This window comes from Bacillus sp. PS95 (assembly GCF_037963565.1).
Lineage (GTDB): Bacteria > Bacillota > Bacilli > Bacillales > Bacillaceae > Bacillus > Bacillus subtilis.
On sequence record NZ_CP150160.1, the window covers coordinates 3644020 to 3664768 of the forward strand.

Genomic DNA, 20749 nt, shown 5'->3' on the forward strand with positions numbered 1-20749 from the left:
AGGTACAAAGTGAAGCTGGCAAGAAAGATTAAGAACAGACTTTTCAGATCAAAAAAGAAAACGCAAAAAGAAAATGCAGCTGTCATTGTCCATCCAGCTGATAACAGGGTTTTTTCTCTATTTGATAAAACGAAGCGAATTGAAGAAAACCAGCAAGTCCCTGTCAGAAAGATTTCTGAGTTTTCTTGGAATGGGTCAATTCTAAAAATTGCGGGTTATATGTATATCAAGGGCCTGCCGCTTCAAAAAGAGGATCAGGTTCGAAAACGTTTATTATTGGTGAACAACGGTGTTTTATTTACAGCTGTTTCACTGCGGGATGTTCCGGTAGATAAGCTGTCAATTGATACTTCAAATGTGCCTGGAGCCTATAAGTGGGCAGGATTTTCACAGCAGATTAACTTTTCTAAGCTGATGAATGACAAGCCTCTTCCGCAGGGCGAGTATAAGCTGTTTCTCGAGATTGAAGCTGTAGATGACCAAAATGTAAAACATCAGGAAGTGCATACAGTCGGAAATGTAAGTAATTTCCTCTCTAATGATGTGTATGCCACAAAAATGGAATTTCATTCTGCTAAAAAGCTGATGAAGTTCAATTTGATCGTTAATTATGATGAGGGCGAAAAGACGATTAATTTGTCTTGCAACAAACTGCAGGAAATTGATCCGAGCCTTTTGGAGCTGGATACTGGAAAAGAGGCAAACCGCTTTTTGCGCAAGCTGAATACAAGCTTATTCCATTTTGCTTATGATGTATTCCGCCTGCTTCCAATTAAGTCTAATAAAATTGTCTTTGCTTCTGACAGCCGACTTGATATGACAGGAAACTTCGAATTTGTTTATGAAGAGCTGCTGAAACGTGAAGAAAATTTTGATTTCAAATTTTTCTTAAAGAGCAGCATTCGAGATAGAAAAAGCCTGTCTGAACTGATGTCGATGGCTTATCATTTCGCGACAAGCAAAATCATTTTTATAGATGATTTTTATCCGATTATTTATCCGTTAAAAATCCGTAAAAATGCGGACCTTGTCCAGCTATGGCATGCTGTCGGCGCCTTTAAGACATTCGGCTACAGCCGAATCGGTCTGCCGGGAGGACCGTCACCGCATTCGAAAAACCATAGAAACTACACGAAGGTTATTGTCAGCTCTGAAAATATACGGAAGCACTACGCAGAGGGCTTTGGGGTAGACATTGAGAACGTCATTGCTACGGGCGTACCGCGAACAGACTTTTTCTTTGATGAAGCGAAGAAGGCATTTGTAAAAGAACGCCTTTACACGGAATATCCGTTTCTAAAGGACAAAAAGGTCATTCTTTTTGCTCCAACCTTCCGCGGAAACGGTCAGCAATCAGCTCATTATCCTTTTGAAGTGCTTGATTTTGACCGTCTGTATCGAGAGTTAAAGGATGAATATATCTTCTTATTCAAAATTCATCCATTCGTACGAAACGATGCCAATATACCTTATCAGTACAGCGATTTCTTTTATGATTTCTCTTCGTTCAGGGAAATTAACGAGCTATTGCTCGTAACAGATATTCTGATAACGGATTACTCTTCTGTTTGCTTTGAGTATGCTTTATTAAATAAACCAATGATCTTCTTCAGCTATGATGTAGATGATTATATTCGCAAACGTGATTTCTATTACGATTACTTTGACTTTATTCCTGGCCCTCTTGCGAAAACGTCTGAGCAAATGATTTCGATCATTAAAGAAGAGAAGTATAACTTTGAGCAAATTGATTCATTTGTTCATTATTTCTTCGATGATCTTGATGGAAAAGCAAGTGAGCGAGTCGTCGATCAAATTGTTTTCCCTCAGGAAGAAGAGCCATCAGAGGATAAAGTTCTTAAAAGATAAATCAAAAACACCTTTTGCAGCCGCAAAAGGTGTTTTTTTTATCGATATTCCGGAACATCAAAGTAAAGTGTATAGCCGTCCAGCAATGAATACAGGCTGTACATGCGGTTTACTTGTTTGTACGCCCAGCCGATGTCTGTTGCGTATTGATGTGTCGCTGTAGCTGACCATCTCATTTTGTACAGTGTGTCCTGATTGTAAGCTGTGTTGTGGATATACGATGAGCCTATGAATTTAGCTCCGCCGATAATGGCCGCTTCAGGTGTGAACCAGCCCTGCTCGTACGCATATTTGGCTCCGTAGTAATTCGGATTGCTGTCGTATGCTCCAATTCCATACATGTTGTATACGGTTTTTCCGTTATAGGTTAATCCATTGGCTAAGGCGGATGTCCCGTTTCCTGTTTCAAGAAGAGCGTGTGAGATTAAATACAGTTCGTTGATGCTATATTGATTGGCGGCATCGATAAATGCCTTTGCTCTCCCTGTCAGGATGCCTTTACCCGCAAGCACTTTCTGATTGACCTCAGTAACGCTGAGGCCCGCTGTCTGTGACAGCTTGAGAAATTGGAAGTAGTATTTGCTGTCTCTGGTAAAGTTATTTGGATCCACGTATTGAACTACTTCATCACTGCTTGCGTTTCGCCAGCCCAAATTGATCTTAGCCCAGCCGTTTATCTGTCCGATGATTTTCACTTTATCGCCTTTTTTAAATTGGCCGATCACGTTTGTCGGGCTGACTTCCGGCGTTGACCGGATATTTAGTACATCAGCCGTAACGGTTGATGTTGCTATATTAATGTACGTGAGCGATACGTAAGCCGCTCCGTCTGTTTGCGGACTTACTGTCATTTGTTTTTGGACCATATCACGAAGCGAGAGATTGTAATTTGTTTTCATGATTTGCGGGCCGTTTTTGATCTTCACGATAGATGATGTCCATCCGTATAATTGTTTTAGCTTCGTTGATGCCGCAGCAGCTGTATCATTGCCTGTGAACTGCTCATTTACGCTGATTTTATAAAGCGTATTGCTTTTCGTTGTGTAGCTGGGGGTTACACTTTTCGATTTAAGATAGGTTAACCCATTATTCAATGCTGTTTTGCTGCTGAGCTGTGTTGTCACGATTTTGTATTGTGTATATGCTGTCTGGCCTGTTTTTGATGTTGTGACTGCGATATGATTTTGTTTGAAAAATGTTAAAACGCGGTCAATCTCTTCTTGGCTGATAATAGCTTCAGTTGTGATTTGATAGCTGCTCGCAGCTGTCTGACCGGTTTTCTGGCTTGCTGCTGATATATGATTCGATTTGAAAAACGTGAGTGCCTGATTGACTTTCGTTTGATCAAGCAGAGATTCGGTTGTGATTTTAAACGTGCCAGCTATTTGTTTTTTGACGGATTTCGCAGAAGCACTCAGCTGATTTTTCTTTAATATGTTCAAGCCCTTTGTGACTTTTGCTTGATCTGATGTTTCTTCTGAGATGAGCTGATATTGATTTTCTGCTGTTGATCCAGCTGCTGTTTTTGCAGCTTTTACTTTTTTCTGAGCAAAGAAGGCTGCTGCTTTGTTTGCTTGCTGCTCGCCTAAAATCTTTGCCGTCGTGATTTGATAAGCTGCAGACGTTGTCGTTTTTTTGACGCTGGATGACGTGTAATGCCATTTTTTCTTTTTAAAGAAAGTGTCTATTTTTTGGAGCTGCTGTTTTGTTATACCCTTCATATTCACGGTATATGATGTGCTTTTTCCAACCTGTTGATAACTCCCGGATACGCCAGTGTTTTTCTTGATTTGGCTGATGGCGTCCTTTACTGTACTCAGCCCTTTGAAATAAGCTGATTGGACATTGTATGACTCAACGGTTGTTTTTTGATTGATGGACTTGTAGCTGCCTGTGATGCCAGTGCTCTGTTTCAGCTGCTGCAATAGAGTTTTGGCATTGGCTTCACCTGAAATGGCGGCAGTTGTAAACGTATAATAGGCTTGCCCTTTCACTGTTTCCTTTAATGATGCCTGCAGCCCAGATTCCTTTTGGAAGGCGTTTTTGATCTGCGCTGCTCTGCTGTCTCCCACGATTGTGCCAGACTGAATGGTTGTGACAGACACCGTGTGTGTGATGGGCTGATACGAGCTTTTAATCCCTGTTTGCTTAGCCAGGCTCTGGATAAGCGCCTTGACTTTTGTCTCATCAGCAATGTCTGATGTCATGACGTTCATATAGGGCCGAGCTGCTCCGTAAGCTTTTACAGCGCCAGCCACTCCCGTCTCCTGTTTCAGCTTTGCTAGGGTAGTGTTGGCCTGTTTTTCTCCGGAGATGGCACCTGACGAGATGGTGACATATGGCTGTTTGCTTCCAACAGGACTTGACGTTCCTGTAATCGATGTCTGTTTGGCGAGTCCGCTCAGTATTGCTTTCGCTTCTGATTCGCTATGAATGCCTGAGGCGGAAATTTGGTAGGTCGTTGTTGTGCCTGAAGCCTGATAGGATGCATCCCAGCCAGTATCTTTTTCCAGTTTGGCGACAGCTTGTGAGGCTTGGCTTTCTGTACTGAACGTATTCGACGGCTCTACTTTATATAGTGAGTAGTCGGTATACGCGGCTGCCTGGGCAGAACCAGATATGGCAAAAAAGGCAAGGGACGCGGCGGATAGAAGCATAGGTGCGATTAGTCTCTTTTTCATTCCTTCTCCTCTTTCTTATTCTATGAGTATATAAAACTAGTTTATTTATCGGCACGCGCATGCTTCATTTATAGGTGAATCACTTCCATTTTCTAATAAAAAAAACTTAATCTCGAAGTGAGATTAAGTTTAAATATGAGACACGATAAGGGTACAAGTTCCTTTTATCGTAAAATCGGGCATTTGAGCCGGCAAAATAAAGTGATCACCTTTTTTGAGCGGACATGTTTTGTCCTCATACTTGAGCAAACCGCTTCCTTCTATCACGCTGCAAATCAGAAAGGATTCATCCTGAGTCATTTCAGCTTCGCCATTGATGTCCCATTTATACACCGAAAAATATTCCCCTTGAACAAACGTTTTAATGGTTATGCCTTTTCTTGATTCGGTCGATTCATCTATATACCCGTCCACATGGGGAACCGTGGCGGCATTGACCGCTTTGGCAAAATGAAGCTCTCTCGGACTTCCGTTGCTATCAAGACGGTCATAATCGTACACCCGGTATGTGGCATCTGAATTTTGCTGAGTCTCTAAAACAAGGGCCCCCTTGCACAATGCGTGCAGCGTTCCGCTCGGCACATAATAGAAATCACCCGGTTTAATTTTGATTCTTCGCAGCAGGCCCTCCCAGTCACCGCTGTTGATCATTGTGACAAGTTCGGTTTTTGAGCGGGCCGTATGCCCGTAAATGATTTCTGCGTTTTCCTTACAGTCGATAATGTACCAGCATTCCGTCTTGCCGAGTTCTCCCTCTTCGTTTTCTCCGGCATAGTAATCATCAGGGTGAACTTTAATTGACGTATCTTCCTTCACATCCAGCAGCTTTGTCAGAAGCGGGAACCGATCCCCCTCTACGCCGCCGAATACTTCACGGTGCTCTTCCCAAAGCTCGATCAATGTCTTTCCTTTATACGGGCCATTTGCAACAGTGCTCGGTCCTTTTGGATGAGCGGAAATGGCCCAGCATTCCCCCGTTGATTCTGAAGGAATACTGTATCCAAATCTATCTCGTAAAGCGGTTCCGCCCCAGATTTTTTCTTTAAACACAGGCGTTAGAAAAATCGGTGATTGCGTCATGATCCGTACCCCTCCCCTGTAAATAACTGATCATCATTTTCCCGGTGCGCCCCTCTTACAAACGCCCGTATAAGCTGCCTTTTTCCGATGACAACATATGTACAAAGCATCATCTTTTCATTACCCCTTCAAAGAAAACGCTTCCTATCTATTATATCACGTCGAAAAGAAGCTTTGTTTCAGCCTTTTCCTCGATAAGAATAATTCTCCTTTTTTGATACAAATTAATAAAAACCGTCAATCTGTTTACGAAGGAGAGAAACTATGCAAATCGACTCTGATCTCCAGAACAATTTAGACACACTGAAAAAAACATTGGGACAAAACGACGATATGATGTTTTATACATTTGCTTTCGGAGATAGCAGACAAAAGGCGTGTTTACTGTATATTGACGGTCTGACAGAGAATAAAATGCTGGCGCAATACGTCATTTCTCCTTTACAAAAAGAGGCGTTGGCCCATAAGGAATGCTCGATTGAAGACTTATCCGCCTTTTTTTTCGGCTTTCACCACAGCGTTGTTTCTACAATGAAAGAAATAGAGCAGCTCGTTTTTTCAGGGCAAGCCATTTTGCTCGCTGATGGCTATCGCGGAGGATTAGCTTTCGACACAAAGTCAGTCGCAACACGCAGTCTTGATGAACCCTCCTCCGAAGTCGTGGAACGCGGCCCTAAAATAGGATTTATTGAAAAACTGCGGACAAACACGGCGCTTTTGCGTGAACGGACGAGTGATCCTAATCTCGTCATCAAAGAAATGACACTCGGAAAAAGGACCAAAAAGAAAATCGCTGTCGCTTATATTCAGGATATCGCCCCAGATTATGTCGTCAAAGAAGTGTTTAAAAGGCTGAAATCAGTCAATATAGATAATTTGCCGGAATCGGGGACGCTTGAACAGCTGATTGAAGACGAACCATTTTCAATTTTCCCCACAATATTAAGCACAGAACGACCGGACCGGGTCGAAAGTTCTCTATTAGAAGGGCGAGTGTCCATATTAGTGGATGGTACGCCGTTTGCTTTGATTGTACCGGCTACGGTTGACGAATTTATTCATTCGCCCGATGATTACAGCCAGCGCTGGATCCCAATGTCACTTGTACGCCTTCTTCGTTATTCCAGCATCCTGATCACCATTTATTTGCCCGGTCTGTATATTTCTCTCGTTTCTTTTCACACCGGGCTATTGCCGACTAGAATGGCCATTTCCATTGCAGGCAGCAGGCTTAACGTACCATTCCCGCCTTTTGTAGAGGCCTTTATCATGATCTTTACGATCGAATTGATTCGAGAAGCCGGATTAAGATTGCCTAAGCCGATTGGACAGACAATTGGCCTTATCGGCGGCGTTGTCATCGGACAGGCAGCTGTTCAGGCGCAAATTGTCAGTGCGCTTATGGTCATTGTCGTTTCTGTCACAGCACTGGCATCCTTTACCGTTCCTTCATACGCCTATAACTTTCCGCTGCGGATCATTCGGATCGGGGTTATGATAAGTGCAACAGCGCTTGGCATGTATGGCGTTATAATGGTTTATCTGTTTGTGATCGGCCATCTCATGCGCCTGAAAAGCTTTGGACAGGATTACATTATCCCGATCATGGCGCAGCCTGGACAGGATTTGAAAGACACAGTCATCCGTATTCCCACGATGTTTTTAAAAAGAAGACCGACACGAAACGATCCCGAAGATAACATCAGACAAAGGTGATGGCTATGAGGAAATCAGAGCATAAACTGACATTTATGCAGACGCTCATTATGATCAGCAGCACATTGATCGGCGCCGGGGTGCTGACCCTTCCCCGCTCAGCCGCCGAAACCGGCAGTCCGAGCGGATGGCTAATGATACTGCTCCAGGGCGTTATTTTTATTATCATCGCTCTGCTTTTTTTGCCTTTTCTTCAAAAAAACAGCGGAAAAACTCTTTTTAAGCTCAACAGCATTGTAGCTGGAACATTCATCGGCTTTCTATTGAATTTATATATCTGTCTATATTTCATTGGGATTGTTTGCTTTCAAGCTCGGATTTTGGGAGAGGTTGTCGGATTCTTTTTGTTGAAAAATACGCCAATGGCAGTTGTGGTGTTTATATTTCTTGCAGTTGCCATCTATCATGTAGGCGGAGGCGTTTATTCAATTGCAAAAGTATACGCTTATATTTTTCCTATAACCCTTATTATTTTTATGATGCTTCTGATGTTCAGCTTTCGCTTGTTCCAGCTTGATTTTATCCGGCCGGTATTTGAAGGAGGCTATCAAAGCTTTTTCTCTTTATTCCCAAAAACATTATTATATTTCTCCGGATTTGAAATCATTTTTTACCTGGTCCCCTTTATGAGAGATCCAAAGCAAGTGAAAAAGGCTGTTGCTCTGGGCATCGCGACTTCCACATTGTTCTACAGCATTACTTTGCTCATTGTGATTGGCTGTATGACTGTGGCTGAGGCAAAAACGGTGACATGGCCGACCATTTCCCTTATTCACGCATTAGAGGTTCCGGGTATTTTTATTGAACGATTTGATTTGTTCTTACAGCTGACCTGGACAGCTCAGCAATTTGCCTGTATGCTCGGATCCTTTAAAGGCGCCCATATCGGGTTAACGGAAATCTTTCATCTGAAAAATAAAAACAATGCATGGCTGCTGACTGCAATGCTGGCTGCGACGTTTTTCATAACGATGTATCCCAAGGACTTGAATGACGTGTTTTATTACGGGACGCTTCTTGGATATGCTTTCTTAATTGTGATTACAATTCCATTATTCGTCTGGTTTTTAAGCTGGATACAGAAAAAATTAGGGAGGGGGCAGCTGCAATGAAAACAGCATCAAAATTCTCCGTCATGTTTTTTATGCTGCTGGCCCTCTGCGGCTGCTGGGATGTCAAAGATATCGAGCAACTATCCTTCGCCAGAGGGCTGGCGATCGATGAGACAGATGATCACCAGTACAAACTGACGTATCAAAACCTTCTTCCCCAAAGCGAAGACAGCCAAGCATCCGGAAAACCCGAATTTGTCAATGTGACGTCCCACGGGAAAACGATTCTGGAAGCAGTCAGTGATGTATCCATCAAGGACCCTCCTGTTTATAGCGATCATTTAAAAGTCATTCTTCTGGGAGAAAAACTGATGAGGAATCAAAATGTAGACCAAGTCCTCAACCACTTTATCCGAGATGATGAGCTGCGGCGAAGCAGCTATTTGATGGCAGCCAGAGGGAATGCAGCTGAAGTTCTCACAAAAGGAAACCCCAATCAGCAGCAGCCGATGCCCTCCGAAAAACTGATTGATTTGACAACTCACAGCGGATATAACGGTAAGATTATGATACCGCTGCGCATCGGAAGAGCTTCTGTCTACTCTCAGAACGGGTACAGTTATCTTATTCAAGCCGTGAAAAACGAAAAGGGAAAAGCCAAGTATGACGGAGCAGGCATTATCAAAAGGGGCAGCAATAAACTCGTTGGGTTTCTTTCAGCTGATGAAACCCAAACACTGTCATGGGTCATGGGGACGATCCAAGGCGGTGTCATGCCGACGACAGATAAAGGACATCCGATTACGTTTGAAATCAAAAAGTCGAAAACCAAAATTAAGCCTATCATTGAAAACGGAAAGCCTATCTTTCATATTTCTGTTAAAACGAAGGGCATCCTGACAGAAGACCAAAACCCGAATGAAAACTCCTTCAGCAAAAGTTATTTGCACAGGCTGGAAAACATTTTTGAAAAAAAGCTTGAACGAGATGTAAAGCAGGTGATGGATAAACTGCAGCACGAGTATAAAACCGATCCGGTCTTTTTATCAGACCACATAAGGATTCAACACCCTGACTACTGGAATAAAGTAAAAGGGCATTGGGAGGAAATATTTTCTGAGACTGATTTTAAGTACGATATTTCTTTTAAAATCATTAACTTTGGCACGGTAGGAAAGTAAGCAATCAAAAGGGTGCGCATGATCGCGCACCCTTTTTTATGTTCCGACAGTCTGCTGTTTTCCGGCCGATCCTCCCTGTCCGTTTTTGTCCCGTAAATCCTGCTCAATTTCTTCAAGGCTTTTTCCCTTTGTCTCTGTCACTTTAAATCGGACAAATAAGAACGCCATGATACCGATCGCGGCATAAATCAGGAATAAATAACTGATTCCGATCGCTTCCATTAATATTGGATAGGTTAGTGAAACAATCAGTGTCCCAACGTGCAACATTAAGGTCGAAACACCGGTCCCGATTCCTCTGACATGAAGCGGGAACAATTCAGGAAGCATCACCCATACAACCGGTCCCCAGCTGACCGCAAAGACAACGATAAACACGCCTAAACAAATGACGGTCGTCCATGAGGCAGCCGGAGTGTTATCGAAAAAGAGATTTACTAAAGCGAGAACGATCAAGCTGATCACCATGCCCGCATTCCCGAATAGCAGTAACGGCTTTCTTCCAATCTTGTCGATGATTTTAATCGCTACTAATGTCATGACAACATTGACTGTGCCGATTCCGACCGTGCCTAAAATCGAAGCGGAGTTTCCGAATCCGACGTTTGTAAAGGTCTTTGGCGCATAGTAGATGATCGTATTCGTTCCGATAAATTGCTGCAAAAAAGCGAGTCCCAAACCGGCAATAAGCGCTGGGCGCACCCATGGATCGAACAGCTCCTTCAGGCCGCCTTCATCCTGCTTTTCCGCTTCTTTTATATCATGTATTTCCTGATCAATATCTTTTGTGCCACGCAATTTTTCAAGAATGTTCTTCGCTTTGCTTTCTTCGCCATTCGTGAACAGCCAACGCGGGCTCTCCGGCATAAACAAAATGCCAATAAGCAAGAGCAATGACGGCACAGCAGCCAATCCAAGCATCCAGCGCCACGCTTCGGCATCGGCAAATATGTAATTGACAATGTAAGAAAGAAGGATGCCGACCGTGATCATCAGCTGATTCAGTGATGACAGCGCCCCGCGTTTATGTTTTGGCGCCAGTTCAGATAAATAAAGGGGCACGATTGTCGTCGATGTTCCGACTGCAAGTCCCAAAATGATGCGAAACAGCACCATGACTCCTGTATTTGGGGCCAGTGCCACACCAAGACCGCCTATACAAAACAGCAGCGCGGCTGCCATAATTGCTTTTTTTCTTCCGAAACGGTCAGTCAGCTTGCCGGCCGCTCCTGAGCCCAATATCGCCCCAACCAGCAAGGAGCTGACAACAAGACCTTCTGTAAACGCGTTTAAGCCTAACTCCTTTTTCATAAATAAAATAGCTCCGGAAATCACTCCGGTATCATAGCCATATAACGCGCCTCCAAGAGCTCCGAAAAAATAAAGCCATATATTTGACTGCTTTTTCATAAAGATGACTCCCTTTCTCCATCAGCTGCAATGATATTGTCTGTGGGAATTTTTTAGAAATCTTTTAGCCTCTTTTTCCGGCCATTAAACCTTTTTATTTTGCTGATCATAAGTTTTCCAATCATTTACTTGTATTTTTTTCAATGTCGCCGAAACATTTTACCTGCTGCGGCGTCCAATATAAGGTGATTCAGTACATCATCGTTATCAATTTTCAAAAACAAGAACTTATAAATACAGGAATATTTATCGAAAAATGTCTTTCGAGTAGTTGCCCCATGGCAAATAGAATGGTACGCTTCAAATATTAAAGAAACGTGAGGTATTGATATATGGAAGAACGATCACAGCGCAGAAAGAAAAAAAGAAGACTAAAAAAATGGGTGAAAGTTGTTGCCGGATTAATGGCTTTTTTAGTCATTGCGGCAGGCTCTGTCGGCGCCTATGCTTTTGTAAAGCTGAACAATGCTTCTAAGGAAGCTCACGTCAGCCTTGCACGCGGAGAACAATCTGTAAAACGGATCAAAGAATTTGATCCTGGAAAAGATTCTTTTTCTGTATTGCTCTTAGGAATTGATGCCAGGGAGAAAAACGGCGAGACCGTCGATCAGGCAAGAAGTGACGCGAATGTGCTGGTTACATTTAATCGGAAAGAAAAAACAGCTAAAATGCTGAGCATTCCGCGTGACGCCTATGTAAACATCCCAGGCCACGGGTATGATAAATTCACACATGCTCACGCTTACGGCGGCGTTGACTTGACTGTGAAAACAGTTGAAGAAATGCTGGATATTCCCGTCGATTATGTCGTAGAAAGCAATTTCACGGCTTTTGAAGACGTCGTAAACGAGTTAAATGGCGTCAAAGTAACGGTAAAAAGCGATAAAGTCATTCAGCAAATCAAAAAAGATACAAAAGGTAAAGTCGTTCTTCAAAAAGGAACACATACGCTTGATGGGGAAGAAGCGCTCGCTTACGTAAGAACACGTAAAGCGGACAGTGACCTTTTACGCGGGCAAAGACAAATGGAAGTGCTGAGCGCCATTATAGATAAATCAAAATCATTGAGCTCAATTCCGGCTTATGATGATATTGTGGATACGATGGGGCAAAATTTAAAAATGAACTTATCTCTTAAAGATGCCATCGGCCTGTTCCCGTTCATCACTTCATTGAAATCAGTTGAGTCTATTCAGCTGACGGGTTATGATTATGAACCTGCCGGAGTCTATTATTTCAAATTGAATCAGCAAAAGCTGCAGGAAGTTAAAAAAGAGCTGCAAAACGATTTAGGTGTATAATGAACGGGATGGCGATTACGCCATCCCGTTTTACATATTTCCTTGTTGAAAATTATCAAAGTAACGATTAGCCTTAATTTATATGGATTATGTTTCACAGGCAAGCTGAACATACTACACGAAGCAGCTTCATTTTTAAGGAGGTTCCCCTACATATGAAATGTATTGCGATTGATCTAGACGGAACATTACTCAATAAAGAAAGCGTCATTTCTGCGGAAAACAGAGAGGCGATCAAGCGGGCCGTTGATGCCGGCATCCTCGTCACCATTTGCACGGGAAGAGCGACATTTGATGTAAAAGCGCTGCTGAATGACTTGGACATCCCTATCATTGCAGCTAATGGCGGCACGATCCATGACACGGGTTACCGTTTGATCAGCCGGACATTAATGGATCAGGAAGCCGGTAAAGCGATTGCTGATTACTTACTTTCAAAAAACATTTACTTTGAGGTATATACAGATGACCATCTGCTATCTCCTTTTGACGGCGAAGCTAAGCTGCACGCTGAGCTTGACATTCTAAAGAGCGCAAACCCAAACGAGCAGACGGATGACTTGTGGCAAGGAGCCATGACTCAATTCAAACAGTTTGGCATTAAACCAATCCCTCATATCGAATCGGTTTTTGACGGCGGTGAAAACATTTATAAGCTTCTTTGCTTCTCCTTTGATATGGACAAGCTGAAACAAGCGAAGGAAGAACTGAAGCATCATAAAAAACTGGCGCAAACCTCTTCAGGAAAACATATTATCGAAATCCTGCCGGCCTCGTCAGGAAAAGGACGCGCGTTAACAAAGCTGGCTGACCTATACGGAATTGAAACACAGGATATCTATGCGATCGGCGATAGTCCAAACGATTTGTCCATGTTTGAAGTCGCCGGACACCGTATCGCCATGGAAAATGCGATTGATGAATTAAAAGAAAAAAGCACCTTTGTCACAAAAAGCAATGACGAAAATGGTGTGGCCTACTTTATAGACCAGCTTCTTTCGGGACAATATGCATAAAGAAAAGACTCCAGAGATTGGAGTCTTTTTCTTTTATTGCACCCGTATACTTCCTGCGTATTTATCCTTCCAATATGTGCTCGTGTTCATATTGGTGATGGTCACGCCGTTTGATAATGTGACATGAACAACTTGTCCGTTTCCGATATAGATGGAGGGATTTAAGCTTGTTGATTGAAAGAACACAATGTCTCCCGGCTTCAGGTCCGCCTTCTCAATCTTAGTTCCGGCATTGTACTGGCTTGTTGCGTATCGAGGCAGTGAAATACCGGCTGCTTTCTGGTAGACATATTGGACAAATCCAGCTGTATCAAATCCTGTCTCAGGTGTTACTCCGCCCTGTTTGTAAGGCACTTCTCCGACATAAAGCGTCGCTTCGGAAACAATCGGATTTTCTTTCGGGATTGTCAGGTTGTCAAATCGGCGAATACCCGTCATCTTCGATTTCCAGTAATCCTCTGACAAATAGGAAATGGTTACTTTTTCTGACCGGCTTGCCTGAATGAACCTGCCTGCGCCCGCATAAATGCCTGCATGTGAAATTCCCGTTTTATACGTATTGCTGAAATAGACGACATCACCAGGCTTTATGTTCTGAGGGGCTACCTTCTCGCCCACTGCCCACTGCTGTTCGGCTGATCGCGGCAGATAAATGCCGAGTGCCTGTTGAAACACATATTGCACAAGCCCCGAGCAATCAAAGCCCTCTGACGGCGTGCTTCCGCCAAACACATATGGGACACCGATATATTTTTCGGCCTCCTGAACGACAGGAACATCAGCCGTTGCCGGATCGGCAGCGATTCGTCTCGCTCCGATATAAGTTCCGCTCCAATAGCTGCTTTTTTTGTAATTGGTGATGATAACCCCTTTTGACTGTGTACTGTGAACGATTTGGCCCTCTCCGATATAAAGGGCGTCATGTGTCGGAACAGTGCCGGTGCTTCCCTCTTTCTTGAAAAACAAAATATCACCCGGCTTCAGGTTTTCCGGCTTTACAGCTGTTCCGATTTTATACTGGTCGTTTACAGATCTCGGCAGATGAATATCAGCCTTACTGAACACATATTGTATCAATCCTGATGGATCGAAACCCTCTTTCGGCGTTTCCCCGCCATATTTATACTGATATCCAAGCAGGTTTTTTGCTTCGCTGACAATCAATTCTGATGATGTATCAGCTTCCGCAATCTCCGCTTTTGTCATAATTGGAACCAAAAAACAAATGATAACCGCCACAAGCAAAAACTTCTTCCAGTTTGCCAGTGTGTTCACTTTTATTATCTCCTCCTCTTTTTGCAGTTTTAACATCGGTATTTTTTTGAATATGTTAAGAGACTTTTTAATATTTTTACAGAATGAATATGCTGGGCAAATAAAAAGAGAGTGTCTCATCAGACACTCTCTTTTTTGAATTATTTATTGGCATTTACCGGTTCTTCCTGCTGTTGGATTTTATTCATTTCCATATCAATCTTCTGTTTTTCCTGATCTGTCAGCTGATCATTGAATTTAAAAGCTGACATAAACATGAACACGATGGCTACGGCAACAAACGGCCAGATGGCTTTGACAAATTTCATCTTTATCACTCCGTTTATTTAGATTTTAGTTTGTCACTATGATCAATATCAAACGTCAGTTTTCCGTCTTCTACTTTCCAAGCGAAATTAGAGTCTTTCGTCAGTTCGCGAATAATGGTTTTCTGTTTAAGGCTGTCTTTTTTCACAGGTGCAGGTGTCGCTTCATGGATGTCGATCGGTGTCACTTCAAAGCGTCCTGTTCCATTTTTCTTCAGGTGATACTGAACCAGTGCACTGTCTCTTGTTCTCGTCCAGCCTTGGTCAAAGACAAAATTGCCGAGGCTGTAGAAAATGACGGTTCCGTTATATACTTCAATCGGTTCTAAGACGTGCGGATGATGGCCGACGATGATGTCAGCTCCCGCATCAGACATGGCTCTTGCAAGCTGGCGCTGGCGGTCGTTTGGATCATTGTCATACTCTTGGCCCCAGTGTGACTGCACAACAACAATGTCCGCATGTTTTTTCGCTTCTGAAATCATAGGGATGAAGATTTCAGGATCTGCGGGCAGCACGCCCGGCGTATTCTTTTTAGCCGCAAAACCTTTCCCGGACACATCGGTAAAGCCAAGCGTCGCAATCGTTACCCCGTTGACTTTCTGGTACGAAATTTTCTTTTTCGCATCACTTAAGCTGTATCCCGCTCCAACGATATCAAGGTTTTGCTTCGCAAATTCTCCAAGCGTATCTTTCATGCCCTGAACGCCGTAATCCATTGCGTGGTTGTTTGCGCTGTTGAGAACCGTGAAATTCATATCCTTCAAGACTTTCACTGATTCCTTATTCGTCTGCAGATGAATCTCTTTATCTGCTTGTTTATAATTCTTTTGATAGGTTACCGGGTTTTCAAAGTTTCCTGCTACATAATCCGAGGCTCTAAAGATCGGTTCAACATATTGAAAAATACTGTCTGCCCCTTTTTGCTCCGTTACTTTTTCAACATAGCGTCCCATCATAATATCGCCTACAAATGAGGCTGAGAGTACGTCGTCAGAATACGTTTTGACCTTCGGCGTTTCCGCTTTTCCCGCCCACATGAAAGCGAACATAAGGACAAAAACGATCGGAATGGCAATAAATACGTGCTTATTGGTTTTCTTTTTTTGCTGTTTTGTCAGCTTTAGCAGCTTTTCATGAAAGCTCAGTTCTTTTTTCATCGTTTGACACACCTTACATTAAATTAAGTAGTAAACAAACATGATAGCAAAGGTCGCTCCGCTCAATAGCAGCGTGCTTCCGAACGTAATGGTTAAACCTTGTTTCTGAATGGTATTGGCAATTAAACCTGGCACGATGATGCCGATTCCCCGAAATTCTGCGATTTCAAATGGTACAATCGGGTATAGAAAATCAAACGCGATTTTTAGGACGATCCCTGTTATCAGCATGGCAGCGAATTTTCTGCGTCCGTACAAAATCATAAATTTGGATAAACCGTATTTCACGATAACATAAGTGAGCAAGCTCACTAGCAAAACAAGTAAAATAAAGACCGGCTGATTAAACACAAGTCCTAAATATCCCGGTACAACAAGTCCTGCCGGCACGATCCCTGTTTTTTCCGCAAAAATTAAACTGAGTAGTACACCTAAAATTAGTGCGATGTATAAATCTGATCCGAACATGTTTGCATTTCCCCCTAGCTTACGAGCTGCTTAACCTTGTATTCGTGGATTTTTTCAATTAAAGGCTCTGCGGCACCATGAATATTGCCGACGCCATATATGACACGGTTGTGCATTCTTTTCTTTAACAATTCCATAATTTCATCTGTTGACTTATACTCTAGATCATGCAGTTTGTCTGCAGGAATTTTGCCTTCTTCGTAGGCTTTTATGATCGGTTCTGTTGTTTCACCGATTAAGATCAGTTCACTTGCTTCAATATAAGGCAATACGTCATTTGCGAATTGCTGTGTCCGATCGACACGGTCTGCGCGGCAGTTCATGATGATGATCGGATCATCGGTCGGGTAACCGATTTCTTTTACACGTTTCCATATATTCAAAGTAGAAGAAGCGTCGTTTGCGGCAAACCCATTAACAAAGTGCCCAGGCTCGCTCGGACTGATCAGCGGAAGAATTCTCATTGCTCCCGGATCTGGCGGCGCATTCAGCATTCCCTTAAATGCTGTTTCTTCGTCAATGCCGAGTGCTTGAGCCACACCCAGCGCCAGAGAAGCGTTATCAGGGAATACCATGTATTCAAATTTACGTAAATACTCATCTGTAATTTTTGAGTTATCAGCAATGATGACTTTTGTGTTTCGTTCTTTTGCTTTTTGTTTAAAGAACTCGGTATATTCACTATCTGTAATGACAAGATGGCCATTATAAGGAATTGTAGCAGTAAACGCTTCTGCAATTTCATCAAGCGTCGGCCCCATGACATCCATATGGTCTTCCAAAACATTCACAATGACGCCGATATTGGCCTGCAGAAGTTCTTCCTGAAAGATGATTTGATAATCTGGGTTAACAGCCATGCATTCACTGACAATCGCGTTAGCCCCTCTTTCTACTGTTTCTCTCATGACTTCTTTTTGCTCTCCGATATTCGGCCCCTGAGGTTTCCGTTTAATCGGCTTTTCCTCCGGTGTGTCCCAGTAAATCATTCTTGCATCTGTTCCTGTTGTTTTTCCAACAGTCTTGTAACCGGCTTCTATTAATATTCCGGTTGTCAGCCTTGTCACAGTCGATTTTCCGCGGATGCCGTTAATATTCACCCGAACAGGGAGGGCATCAATGTTTTTCTGATGTCGTCGTTTTTCTAATATTCCGATGACCAGTATGACAGCACAGGCTATAATGAGTAACCACATTGCTTTTCGACATCTCCTTCTATATTGTTGTAAATTCATTCATCAGTATATAGAATCACTATGAATTCTCAATCGGCATTATGTAACATAATCTTCCCTAATCGACTAAGCCAAACTTCTCTTTTGAAAGAGATTTTATACCCACAAACTGTTTTCTATTTTTGGAAAACAGCAGGACTTATACCTTATCACTTTTTAAAAAAATCAAATAGAATGCGCTTTCATTTTTCTCCTGATATCCTTCTGGACGTATAGTCACACCCTGCTGTTTGTATTTAATATGCATTTCAAATCAATCTTTTTTTCAGCCTGTGTTATCAAGCATTTCCTGCTATCATGCGTGTTTCCGGTTCTTATGAACACAAAATAATTTTATCCTGTTTCTTAAGGACAAGGTCATAATGTCATCCTTTCTACATGGAATAAGCAATATGAGGCCCATTCCAAAATGACTAAGGAGGTTCGAGATGAAAACGCTAAACATACGAGTCCGAATTCTCTAACATAATTAAACATTTTCTGGGATGATAGTCTTTTCTGTTTCTCACCATTTACAGGTCTAAACGCATGACTTTGAAACAATTTTAATAAAACTTAATATTTGTTCAAGAAATCTTCATCCATATTTGTGAAGACTTTGTCAAAAAAAGAGTGAAAACCTTAAATTTTTCAATTATATATACAATTTACAAGTAGATTTCTTTTGATATTTTTATTGCTAACTTCGGATTGTTCATGATAATCTATATATGTAAACGGTTACATAAACAAGGAGGAGCTGTTTTGGCTACAATTAAAGATGTCGCCGGAGCGGCGGGCGTTTCAGTTGCGACGGTTTCTCGCGTCCTGAATGATAATGGCTATGTACACGAAGAAACGCGAACGCGTGTCATAGCGGCGATGGCGAAGCTGAACTATTACCCGAATGAAGTCGCCAGATCTCTATATAAAAGAGAATCCCGACTGATCGGACTTTTGCTCCCGGATATCACAAACCCTTTCTTCCCCCAGCTTGCCCGCGGTGCGGAGGATGAATTGAACCGGGAAGGCTATCGCCTTATTTTCGGCAACAGTGACGAGGAATTGAAAAAAGAACTTGAATACCTTCAAACCTTTAAGCAAAATCATGTCGCAGGCATTATTGCCGCAACAAATTACCCGGATCTCGAGGAATACAGCGGCATGAATTATCCAGTTGTTTTTCTGGACAGAACACTTGAAGGGGCTCCTTCTGTGTCCAGTGACGGCTATACAGGAGGAAAGTTAGCCGCCCAGGCTATCATTCACGGAAAAAGCCAGCGCATTACGCTCTTGAGAGGACCCGCTCACCTGCCGACCGCTCAAGACCGCTTTAACGGCGCTTTGGAAATCTTAAAGCAGGCTGAAGTTGATTTTCAGGTCATTGAGACGGCTTCATTTTCAATTAAAGATGCACAATCAATGGCGAAGGAGCTGTTTGCCGCTTATCCAGCGACAGATGGTGTGATCGCGAGTAATGATATTCAAGCCGCTGCCGTTTTACATGAAGCATTGCGGCGCGGAAAAAACGTGCCGGAGGACATTCAAATTATCGGCTATGATGACATTCCGCAAAGCGGACTTCTGTTCCCGCCACTTTCTACAATTAAACAGCCCGCATATGATATGGGGAAAGAAGCTGCCAAACTGCTTTTGGGTATCATCAAAAAACAGCCGCTGGCAGAAACGGCAATTCAAATGCCTGTCACCTATATAGGAAGAAAGACGACAAGAAAGGAAGATTAAGATGCGTAATATTTGTGTGATTGGTAGCTGTTCTATGGATTTAGTGGTCACCTCGGACAAACGCCCAAAAGCCGGTGAAACGGTTCTTGGCACGTCATTTCAGACTGTGCCGGGCGGCAAAGGAGCAAATCAGGCCGTTGCCGCAGCCAGACTTGGGGCGCAAGTGTTTATGGTCGGCAAGGTTGGAGACGATCATTATGGAACAGCTATTTTGAATAATCTCAAAGCTAACGGCGTTCGCACTGACTATATGGAACCGGTTACACATTCGGAAAGCGGAACCGCTCATATTGTGCTTGCTGAAGGCGACAACAGCATTGTCGTTGTCAAAGGCGCGAACGATGACATCACCCCAGCGTATGCGTTAAACGCGCTCGAACAGATTGAAAAGGTCGATATGGTGCTGATTCAGCAGGAAATCCCAGAAGAAACGGTTGATGAGGTGTGCAAATACTGCCATTCTCACGATATCCCGATCATACTAAACCCAGCACCGGCCCGCCCGCTCAAGCAGGAAACAATTGATCACGCTACCTATCTGACGCCGAATGAACACGAGGCTTCGATTTTATTCCCTGAGCTTACCATTTCCGAAGCTCTGGCGCTTTATCCCGCAAAGCTCTTTATTACGGAAGGAAAACAAGGCGTCCGCTATTCGGCTGGCAGCAAAGAGGTGCTCATCCCGTCCTTCCCTGTAGAGCCCGTTGATACAACCGGAGCCGGTGATACGTTTAACGCAGCCTTTGCCGTGGCCCTGGCTGAGGGAAAAGATATTGAAGCCGCATTGCGCTTTGCCAATCGTGCCGCTTCCCTTTCTGTCTGTTCCTTCGGGGCCCAAGGCGGAATGCCGACAAGAAATGAAGTAGAGGAGCTGCTGTCATGAAAAAACACGGTATACTGAACAGCCATCTTGCCAAGATTTTAGCAGACCTTGGCCACACTGATAAAATTGTCATCGCGGATGCCGGACTGCCGGTTCCCGACAGCGTTTTGAAAATTGATCTTTCACTGAAGCCGGGCCTTCCGGCTTTCCAAGATACAGCGGCAGTACTGGCTGAGGAAATGGCGGTCGAAAAAGTCATTGCTGCAGCTGAAATAAAAGCATCCAATCAGGAGAATGCAAAGTTTCTAGAAAATCTTTTCTCTGAACAAGAGATTGAATACCTTTCTCACAAGGAGTTTAAGCTGCTGACAAAAGAAGCAAAGGCAGTCATAAGAACAGGGGAATTCACACCATATGCCAACTGCATTCTGCAGGCGGGTGTGCTTTTCTAG

17 protein-coding genes are annotated in these 20749 nt (G+C 43.2%); 9 read left to right on the forward strand and 8 right to left on the reverse strand.

The features are described 5' to 3' along the window. The first annotated feature begins 9 nt into the window (after positions 1 to 9). Positions 10 to 1869, forward strand: a complete 1860-nt coding sequence (locus tag NSQ12_RS18945; protein ID WP_015384814.1) for a CDP-glycerol glycerophosphotransferase family protein — start codon at positions 10 to 12, stop codon at positions 1867 to 1869. Positions 1870 to 1907: 38 nt separating this feature from the next. Here NSQ12_RS18945 and lytD read toward each other — a convergent pair whose 3' ends face one another. Next, a complete protein-coding gene (lytD, locus tag NSQ12_RS18950; RefSeq protein ID WP_198878456.1) occupies positions 1908 to 4550 on the reverse strand; it encodes a beta-N-acetylglucosaminidase LytD in 2643 nt (880 codons plus the stop codon). Positions 4551 to 4679: 129 nt separating this feature from the next. Next, positions 4680 to 5630, reverse strand: a complete 951-nt coding sequence (gene manA / locus NSQ12_RS18955) for a mannose-6-phosphate isomerase, class I (RefSeq protein WP_032722626.1) — start codon at positions 5628 to 5630, stop codon at positions 4680 to 4682. A 264-nt stretch (positions 5631 to 5894) separates the two neighbouring features. Between manA and gerBA the strand changes: the two genes are divergently transcribed. From gerBA to gerBC, 3 genes are read left to right on the forward strand one after another with little or no spacing between them, the layout of a single operon-like run. Beyond that, entirely contained in the window at positions 5895 to 7346 is a 1452-nt protein-coding gene (gene gerBA / locus NSQ12_RS18960) for a spore germination protein GerBA (protein ID WP_003243291.1), read from the forward strand. Positions 7347 to 7351: 5 nt separating this feature from the next. After that, positions 7352 to 8458 carry a spore germination protein GerBB gene (gene gerBB / locus NSQ12_RS18965; RefSeq protein ID WP_198878455.1) on the forward strand — a complete coding sequence of 369 codons (1107 nt, stop codon included), beginning with the start codon at positions 7352 to 7354 and terminating at the stop codon, positions 8456 to 8458. Continuing rightward, positions 8455 to 9579, forward strand: coding sequence for a spore germination protein GerBC (gene gerBC / locus NSQ12_RS18970; RefSeq protein ID WP_198878454.1), 1125 nt, complete (start codon positions 8455 to 8457; stop codon positions 9577 to 9579). The genes gerBB and gerBC overlap by 4 nt, the downstream gene beginning before the upstream one ends. Before the next feature lie 36 nt (positions 9580 to 9615). On the opposite strand, the gene NSQ12_RS18975 is transcribed toward gerBC, so the two are convergent. Beyond that, entirely contained in the window at positions 9616 to 10989 is a 1374-nt protein-coding gene (locus NSQ12_RS18975; protein ID WP_024571920.1) for a sugar porter family MFS transporter, read from the reverse strand. Between the two features lie 332 nt (positions 10990 to 11321). Between NSQ12_RS18975 and tagT the strand changes: the two genes are divergently transcribed. After that, positions 11322 to 12290: a polyisoprenyl-teichoic acid--peptidoglycan teichoic acid transferase TagT gene (gene tagT / locus NSQ12_RS18980; RefSeq protein ID WP_017697352.1), complete on the forward strand. Its 969-nt coding sequence runs from the start codon at positions 11322 to 11324 to the stop codon at positions 12288 to 12290. Positions 12291 to 12445: 155 nt separating this feature from the next. Beyond that, positions 12446 to 13306, forward strand: a complete 861-nt coding sequence (ywtE, locus tag NSQ12_RS18985) for a 5-amino-6-(5-phospho-D-ribitylamino)uracil phosphatase YwtE (RefSeq protein WP_198878453.1) — start codon at positions 12446 to 12448, stop codon at positions 13304 to 13306. Positions 13307 to 13339: 33 nt separating this feature from the next. Here ywtE and pgdS read toward each other — a convergent pair whose 3' ends face one another. The 5 genes from pgdS to pgsB all read right to left on the reverse strand — a co-directional run bounded on the left by pgdS (position 13340) and on the right by pgsB (position 17710). Further along, positions 13340 to 14581, reverse strand: coding sequence for a gamma-DL-glutamyl hydrolase (pgdS, locus tag NSQ12_RS18990; protein ID WP_339175372.1), 1242 nt, complete (start codon positions 14579 to 14581; stop codon positions 13340 to 13342). Positions 14582 to 14721: 140 nt separating this feature from the next. Beyond that, positions 14722 to 14889 (reverse strand): extrachromosomal elements maintenance protein EdmS, encoded by a 168-nt coding sequence (gene edmS, locus NSQ12_RS18995; protein WP_003227896.1) that lies wholly within the window; start codon positions 14887 to 14889, stop codon positions 14722 to 14724. Between the two features lie 14 nt (positions 14890 to 14903). Further along, positions 14904 to 16046: a capsular polyglutamate synthetase PgsA gene (pgsA, locus tag NSQ12_RS19000; RefSeq protein ID WP_003243306.1), complete on the reverse strand. Its 1143-nt coding sequence runs from the start codon at positions 16044 to 16046 to the stop codon at positions 14904 to 14906. Positions 16047 to 16064: 18 nt separating this feature from the next. Beyond that, on the reverse strand, positions 16065 to 16514 hold the full coding sequence (gene pgsC / locus NSQ12_RS19005) for a poly-gamma-glutamate biosynthesis protein PgsC (protein WP_003227889.1): 450 nt from the start codon (positions 16512 to 16514) through the stop codon (positions 16065 to 16067). Positions 16515 to 16528: 14 nt separating this feature from the next. Beyond that, the gene (gene pgsB / locus NSQ12_RS19010; protein WP_198878452.1) at positions 16529 to 17710 is read right to left on the reverse strand and encodes a poly-gamma-glutamate synthase PgsB; all 1182 of its coding nucleotides are present in this window, start codon (positions 17708 to 17710) and stop codon (positions 16529 to 16531) included. A 783-nt stretch (positions 17711 to 18493) separates the two neighbouring features. Between pgsB and NSQ12_RS19015 the strand changes: the two genes are divergently transcribed. The 3 genes from NSQ12_RS19015 to rbsD are packed head-to-tail and all read left to right on the forward strand — an operon-like array spanning position 18494 to position 20749. Beyond that, positions 18494 to 19474, forward strand: coding sequence for a LacI family DNA-binding transcriptional regulator (locus NSQ12_RS19015; RefSeq protein ID WP_032722637.1), 981 nt, complete (start codon positions 18494 to 18496; stop codon positions 19472 to 19474). 1 nt (position 19475) lies between these two features. Further along, positions 19476 to 20357 carry a ribokinase gene (gene rbsK, locus NSQ12_RS19020; protein WP_339175375.1) on the forward strand — a complete coding sequence of 294 codons (882 nt, stop codon included), beginning with the start codon at positions 19476 to 19478 and terminating at the stop codon, positions 20355 to 20357. After that, positions 20354 to 20749 (forward strand): D-ribose pyranase, encoded by a 396-nt coding sequence (gene rbsD / locus NSQ12_RS19025; RefSeq protein ID WP_088327110.1) that lies wholly within the window; start codon positions 20354 to 20356, stop codon positions 20747 to 20749. Before rbsK ends, rbsD begins: the two co-directional genes overlap by 4 nt.